This window comes from Pseudarthrobacter enclensis, assembly GCF_030811655.1.
GTDB classification, from domain to species: Bacteria; Actinomycetota; Actinomycetes; order Actinomycetales; family Micrococcaceae; genus Arthrobacter; species Arthrobacter enclensis_A.
In genome coordinates this window covers 108,111-114,901 of sequence record NZ_JAUSRE010000016.1, presented here as the reverse complement: position 1 = coordinate 114,901, position 6,791 = coordinate 108,111, and the positions used below count along the sequence as shown (strand labels likewise).

The 6,791-nt window shown below is 66.7% G+C and carries 5 protein-coding genes; 2 read left to right on the top strand and 3 right to left on the bottom strand.

The annotated features are described in order from the left end of the window. Positions 1–164: 164 nt before the first annotated feature. Positions 165–1,058 (bottom strand): putative protein N(5)-glutamine methyltransferase, encoded by an 894-nt coding sequence (locus tag J2X98_RS15370; RefSeq protein WP_307309762.1) that lies wholly within the window; start codon positions 1,056–1,058, stop codon positions 165–167. Positions 1,059–1,215: 157 nt separating this feature from the next. Between J2X98_RS15370 and J2X98_RS15365 the strand changes: the two genes are divergently transcribed. After that, complete coding sequence (locus J2X98_RS15365; protein ID WP_307309760.1) at positions 1,216–2,292, top strand: lactonase family protein; 1,077 nt, start codon at positions 1,216–1,218, stop codon at positions 2,290–2,292. An 86-nt stretch (positions 2,293–2,378) separates the two neighbouring features. Here the strand turns inward: J2X98_RS15365 and malQ are convergent, their stop codons facing one another. Both malQ and J2X98_RS15355 read right to left on the bottom strand, forming a co-directional pair. Beyond that, positions 2,379–4,604, bottom strand: a complete 2,226-nt coding sequence (malQ, locus tag J2X98_RS15360) for a 4-alpha-glucanotransferase (protein WP_307309758.1) — start codon at positions 4,602–4,604, stop codon at positions 2,379–2,381. Positions 4,605–4,774: 170 nt separating this feature from the next. Beyond that, the gene (locus J2X98_RS15355; protein ID WP_307309755.1) at positions 4,775–5,509 is read right to left on the bottom strand and encodes a GAF and ANTAR domain-containing protein; all 735 of its coding nucleotides are present in this window, start codon (positions 5,507–5,509) and stop codon (positions 4,775–4,777) included. A 177-nt stretch (positions 5,510–5,686) separates the two neighbouring features. Here J2X98_RS15355 and J2X98_RS15350 point away from each other — a divergent pair, with 177 nt between their 5' ends. Beyond that, on the top strand, positions 5,687–6,733 hold the full coding sequence (locus tag J2X98_RS15350; protein ID WP_307309751.1) for an aldo/keto reductase: 1,047 nt from the start codon (positions 5,687–5,689) through the stop codon (positions 6,731–6,733). Positions 6,734–6,791: the final 58 nt, after the last annotated feature.

The window sequence follows — 6,791 nt, the reverse complement described above, 5'->3', positions numbered from 1 at the left end:
CCCCAACCTTCATCCCCCCACCCCACATCGACCCCACCCAAACACCCCAACAAAACCACTACTTCAAACCACCCCCACCACCCCACCCACAAGAAGGACATGGGAGCGCAAAGCTGCCTTGAATCAGCAGCCCGCTGTCACAACCCGGACAGACACAAGGCTGTTCAGGTTAGTGATCTAGTGCTGCGGGTTCCTTCCGGCGCACGTCCTACCACCACAGTCCCATCCAGTTCCTCCGAATGAACCGTCTCCACGGCGAACCCGGCTGCGGCAAGAAGTGCGGAGGTTCCGGCCGCCTGCCGTTGGCTGGTTTCGATCAGCAGATGACCACCAGGCGAGAGCCATGCCCCAGCTTCTGTGGAAACCCGGCGGTGGAAATCCAGCCCGTCCGGGCCGCCGTCGAGCGACGCAACAGGTTCGTACAGGCGTGCCTCCGGCGGCATGGTGCAAATTGCCTGGGTAGGGACATATGGAGCGTTGAGGGCGAGGACTGCCACATGGCCGTGGAGCGCGGGCGGAAGTGCTTCGAACAAGTCACCCTCGTGGACGTGGCCGCCCAGGGGTTCGAGGTTCCGGCGGGCACACCGCACTGCTGCTGGTTCCACATCAGCCGCATGCAGTTCCAGCTGCGGGACGCATTGAAGGATTGCCGCTCCCACGGCCCCGGATCCGCAGCAGAGGTCAACCACCACCGGGGATTCCGGCAGTAAGTGGTTCTGCAACAAGGCAAGAGCGCCGTTGACCAGCAGCTCAGTTCGGCGCCTGGGCACGAAGACGCCGGGCTTAACCAGGACACGCAGCCCCGCAAATTCTGCCCAGCCCAGGATGTGCTCCAAGGGGACGCCCTCCATCCGACGCTGGACATTGCGGGAAAGTTCCGCAGGACTGGCCGCTTCCGCCAGCAGGAGCCGGGCTTCCTCTTCGGCGAAAACACAACCCACAGACCTCAACAGGGGGACGATCCGGTCGAAGTCCGCGGGCGGGTACGGGCCATGAATACCCCGTACTCGAAAAGGATCCGGAGCAGCGCCTCCCGGGTAGCGGATGGGCACCTCCATGCCGGCTAGGCCCGGATCTCCGAAGGGCGGAGGGAGGGGTAAGCCAAAACTGGTGCAGCAATAATCGCACCCACCTCCTTCAGCTTTGGCCGGAATTTTATGCTAATCGGTGGCCTGATGCACGGGAATAGGATCAGGGTGTTGGCAGGATGGGACCATGACCACCGGCGCAGCCCACGACAATGCAGCCAACAACAATGCGGCCAGCAGCATCATTTGGATCGGCACCTATACTGCGGACGGCGGCGGCCTCGCAGACGGCATCGGCGCTGTCCGCGAGCGCCAGGACGGCAGCCTCGAATGGTTGGGTACGGCGGTCCAGGCACCCTCGCCGTCGTTCTTGGCCGTCCACCCGCGACTGCCCCTGGTGTACGCGGCAGCAGAGCAAAGAAAGACGGTCCAGGCATACCGGCGCGTGGGTGACTTTGGCCTTGAACAGTCCGGTGAACCGCAGCCGGCCGGCGAGGCCACCTGCCATGTTGCCGTCGACCCACGCGGCCGCTTTGTTACCGCCGCTTGCTGGGGTGACGGGCAGGTCCTCCTTTACGAGTTGGATGCCGACGGCGGCATGACAAGGCCGTACCCCGCTGCGCCGTCGGTTGATCCCCACGCCGGCGTTTCTCCCGGCAGCCCGAGGCAAAGCCGCGCCCACGCCAGCCTGATGCTGCAGGATGGCCGCATCATGACCACCGATCTGGGCCACGACACCCTCCGGATTTGGAAGTACGAGCCGGGCACCGGACTGGCGGCTGACCACGAGGTGGTTCTCCCCTGCGGCAGCGGTCCGCGGCACATGGTGGAGCACCCGAACGGAAATGTCTTCATCGTGTCGGAGTACTCCGTGGAAGTCTTCGTGGTCCGCCCCGAGGCCGGCATATACGAGCTGGTATTCCGCGGACCTGCCACTGCGGGCGGCAGCCAGGAAGGCGACTCCGCCGCTGAGATCTGCCTGGACCCGCAGGGACACTTCGCCTACGCCGGTGTCCGCGGCTCCAACCTCATCAGTGTCCTTGAAGCTGCAGCGGACGGCGCCGAACTGATCCCCGTCAAGGACTTTGACAGCGGCGGGAACTGGCCGCGGCACCACCTGGTCCGGGGAAGATGGCTGCACGTGGCCCATGAACGGTCACACACCATTGCCACCTTCGAACTGGACCCCGCCACCGGCCTTCCCGGCCCGGTGCTGCACATGCTGTCCACCCGGTCTCCGACCGCCCTCGTCGCCGCCATTTGATCACTGCCGGCAAGGTTAGCCGCCCGACAAGCATCGCGGCCCCGCCGCTTCCAGGAGCGGCGGGGCCACGGCGCTTAAGCCGTTACTCAGGACCCATGCAGGGATCCCTCCACCGCCGCGAGCAGCGCGTTGAACCGCTTGTTGCCGGGAAGGTCATCCAGATAGACGGGTTTGCCGTCCGGTCCGCCCAGCGGAACCTGCCAATTGGGATACAACGCCTCGGTGGTACCTGGCTGGTTTTGCACCCGCCGCTCCCCCACGGCGTCCACCAGGGCCACGCCAAGCAGCACGGACGGCGCCTGGGCCAGGAGCAGGTGCAGCGCCTCGATGGTGTGCTCCTCGGCCGCCGCCTGGGCCGTCCCGGCGCCGGCAGTCCCCTCGGAGAGGTAACCGCGCTCGCGCAGCAGGGCAAACATCTTTTCAAGGGATGCGTTGTGCTCAGCGCGTTCCTCCTGCTCGGACCGCTCCAGCAGGCCCAACCTGCTTCGCAGCGCCACGTGGTCCCCTGCCAGGTAGCCGGCCGTGGGCGGAAGGTCATGGGTGTTCACGCTGGCGAGCGCCTGCATCCGGTACTTTTCCGGCGCAAGGGGCGAATCGCCGTCGTACTCAAACCACAGGATGGACGTCCCCAGGATGCCGCGCGCCGCAAGGTAGTCGCGCACCCACGGCTCGAAGGTGCCCAGGTCCTCCCCGATCACCACTGCCCCGGCACGGTGCGCCTCGAGGGCGAGGATGCCGATGAGTGCCTCGTGGTCGTAGCGGACGTAGGCGCCGTCCCCCGGGGCGTTCCCCATGGGGATCCACCACAGCCGGAAGAGGCCCAGGATGTGGTCCACGCGGATGCCGCCGGCGTGGCGGAGGACGTTGGCCAGCATTTTGCGGAACGGCTCGTAACCCGCCTCTGCCAGCCGGCGGGGGTGCCATGGCGGCTGGCCCCAGTCCTGGCCCTGCTGGTTGTACATGTCCGGCGGCGCGCCCACGCTGGTGTTCGGGGCCAGGACTCCCCGCAGTGTCCAGGCGTCGGCGCTGCTGTGATCCACGCCGACGGCGAGGTCGTGCACCACTCCGAGCCGCATCCCGGACCGCAGGGCAGCCCGCTGGGCGTTCTCCAGTTGCTCGTCGCAGATCCACTGCAGCCAGCGGTGGAAGCCAATCCGGTCAGCCAGCTTTTCCCGGAGCGCCTCCACCTCCGGCGTCCCAATGGCATAGGCCGGGTCCTTCCACAAGGGATCGCCGGGGGCCAGGTCCTCGCGGATGGCGGACCAGAGCGAAAAATCCTCCAGCCCCTTGCCGGAGATGCGGCAGAACTCGTCGAAGGCGGCCTGCCGGGCGGGCGACCGGCGCGTGTGGTACAGCATTTCCAGGGCCTGCAGCTTGGCGGCATACACGGCGTCCCGGTCCAGGTGTCCGCCTTCCCTGTTAAGGCCCGCAACTTCCTCGTGCAGCTTTTCCAGCGCCGCGCGTTTGCGCGGCCGGAGGTAGGCCAGTTCCGGGATGGCCTCGATGCGGATGTACAGCGGGTTGAAGAACCGGCGGGTGGACGGCGAGTACGGCGAGGGCTGGACCGGCGGAACAGGCTCCGCGGCGTGCAGCGGGTTCACCAGCACGTAATCGGCGCCGCGGGCTCCGCTGATGGCCGCCAGGTCTGCCAGGTCGGCAAAGTCGCCGATGCCCCATGACCTCTTTGACCGGACCGAATACAGCTGCGTGGCCAGTCCCCAGCCGCGACGCTCCTCCAGCGGCTTGGCGGTGGCCAGCCGCGCCGGCGTCACCACCAGCGTGGCAGTGGCCGTGCGGCCCTCCGACTCTGCATGAAGGGCATGCCAGCCCAACGGCAGGTCGGCGGGAAGGGAGAACGTGGCACGGCCGGTGGAGACGCCGTCCACGTCCCTGGGCTGGACCCAGACATCCTGCTGGACGGCCTCCCGGGATCCAACTCCCCCCTCAAGGGCAATGGTCAGGCGTGCGGTGGCACCATCCCGGACATGGACCGGCACCTGGGCGGGCTCACCCTGTTTGATGACGACGGCGGGCGGCAGCACCTGCCGCCAGGGCGCCAGGTCTGCCTCCGCCAATGCAGCTTCAATGTCCTGGTTGGTGCGTGCATCCACGCCCAGGGCGGCCAGCACCTTAACCAGGGTCTCCTGGGAAACGGAGTGTGGCAGCCCGTCCCAGCCCTGGAAGGATGTCCCGACACCATGCGCGTCGGCAAGCTGGTGCAGGAGGTGGGAATTCACCGGCTCAGGGGCAGCGGCGGGAGGGTCTGCGGGCAAAGCTGGCCGTGGTGCGTGCTGCTGGTCTGAAGCCGTCATGGGTGTCCGCCTCGTCTGTGATGGTCCCGGAACTTACAGTGCTGCTGTTGTACCCGGGCGCTGACACCCCCGTGCACATCCGTTGGTTCAGATTATTGCAGGGCGGCGTGGTGGCGAAACCGGCGCGGTATATGTCCGGGGCAGGACCGGAATGGAGGCGGCGGCCGTTTCTAGGGATCGAAGTGCGTGGTCACCGTTCCGTCACTGACCCGGCCGATGACCTCCCCCGCGAGGTCCCGCAGCTTCTGGTTCCGGTGGCTGGACGCCTTGGTGAGCATGGCCATTGCCTCATCCTGGGTACACCGGTTCTGCGCCATGATCACCCCGCAGGCCACGTCGATTGCGGTGCGGTTGGCCATGGCAGACTTCAGGTCCTCCGCCAGGGTTTGGGCGTCGGCGATCCGGAGCGCCAGCCTGAGCGCCCGTCCGGCCAGGTCCGCGAACCCCTCCGCACGGCCGATGACGTCGGGGGCAAAGACGTTGGGTTCTGAGGCGAAGAAATTCAGTGCCGCCGCCTGGTTCTCGTCCAGGGCGAGGGGAACACCCAGCACGCTGCGGCAGCCGTTTTCGGCCAGCACCTTCTGGTAGTCGGGCCACCGGGTGTCGGTTTTCACGTCAGGAAGGACCACCGGCTTCATGGCTTCCAGCGATGCTATGCAGGGACCGTCCCCCAGGGCCTGCTCCAGCTTGTCGAGGAGCGCCGCACGTTCGCTGCTGCCGGCGATCGTGGTGCTGCGTTTGCGGCGGCGGAGCGTGACGCCGCATTCGATCAAGACGCCAGCCGCATCGCTGAGGTTTGCAGCGGCCACCGCGGAAAGCTCAGCAACGAGGTCAGCCACGTTGCTGCTGCCGATGACGAGGTCGTGCAGCTGGACGAACTGATCATCGCTCTTAGGGTTGCCCATGCCTCAATATAGGCGCTCTTGCCTGCTGTGTGCGCGCCACAAAACGTCATTCGGACGGCCCCGGTTACTCCGCGCGACGAAAAGAGAAGGACTAAGGCGGAAGTCTGGGGCGGCCCTTCAAATCTGTGTAGCCTCATGACGATCCAGGGCACGGCGATTACATGGAGGAGACCGGAAATGAGCCTTAGCGAACTGCGGTTGTTCGGACGGTCGGGGACGCCTATCAGTCCGCTCACCCTTGGCACCATGAATTTCGGCGAGGGTGCCGGCGGCCCGCACAGCGCCCCGACGGGAGCGGATGAGAGCATCCGCATCATCCACGCGGCACTGGATGCCGGCATCACCGCGATCGATACGGCGGATGTCTACTCCCAGGGAGAATCCGAGCAGGTGGTGGGCCGTGCGCTGCGCGGCCGCCGGGACGACGTCTTCCTGGCCACCAAGTTCCACGGCCAGATGAGCCTCAACCCGGCACACTCCGGAAACTCCAGGCGCTGGATCACGCAGGCCGTGGAGGGCAGCCTCCGGCGGCTGCAGACGGACCGCATCGACCTGTACCAGGCCCACCGGCCGGACTACAACACCGACCTCCTGGAAACCATCACCACCCTCAACGACCTGATCCGCCAGGGAAAGATCCTGTATTACGGAACCTCAGTGTTCACTCCGGCGCAGCTGGTGGAAGCGCAGTGGCTGGCCACCACCAACCACCTCATCCCGCCGGTGGGTAACCAGGTCCCGTACTCCATGCTGGTCCGCGGCAACGAGCGCGATGTCCTGCCCATCGCCCAGCAGTACGGCCTGGGCGTCCTGGCATACGGACCCCTGGCAGGTGGCTGGCTCTCCGGCAGCTTCGTCCTTGAGTCCGGCAGGCCACCCACACGGGTCCACACCCTGCCCGGCCGGTACGACATCTCCGGGCCTTCGAGTGAGCGGAAGCTGCTGGCGGCGGATGCACTGGCCCGTCTGGCAGACAAGCTGGAGCTGTCGCTGGTGGACCTGGCCGTCGGCTTTGCACTTACCCACCCCGCCATCAGCAGCGTGATCATCGGGCCCCGCAGCGGCGAACACCTCCAGGCCTACCTCCGAGCGGCAGATGTCCAGCTTGGCGAGACGGTCCTCGACGCGATTGACGACCTGGTGCCGCCGGGCACCAACTTCGTGGAGCGGGACGCGGGCGCCATCGTGCCCTCCATCGAGTTCGCGGAATTACGACGGCGGTAGCAGGCATCCGCCCGCCACGCCCCAAGGTGCCGTACCCCGGGAAGGCCAGTGCCGCCGT

What these genes read in the sequence shown, in the direction of transcription:
- J2X98_RS15370 (WP_307309762.1), bottom strand. Translation starts at nt 1,058, where the DNA reads ATGGAGGTGCCCATCCGCTACCCGGGAGGCGCTGCTCCGGATCCTTTT.
- J2X98_RS15365 (WP_307309760.1), top strand. Translation starts at nt 1,216, where the DNA reads ATGACCACCGGCGCAGCCCACGACAATGCAGCCAACAACAATGCGGCC.
- malQ (WP_307309758.1), bottom strand. Translation starts at nt 4,604, where the DNA reads ATGACGGCTTCAGACCAGCAGCACGCACCACGGCCAGCTTTGCCCGCA.
- J2X98_RS15355 (WP_307309755.1), bottom strand. Translation starts at nt 5,509, where the DNA reads ATGGGCAACCCTAAGAGCGATGATCAGTTCGTCCAGCTGCACGACCTC.
- J2X98_RS15350 (WP_307309751.1), top strand. Translation starts at nt 5,687, where the DNA reads ATGAGCCTTAGCGAACTGCGGTTGTTCGGACGGTCGGGGACGCCTATC.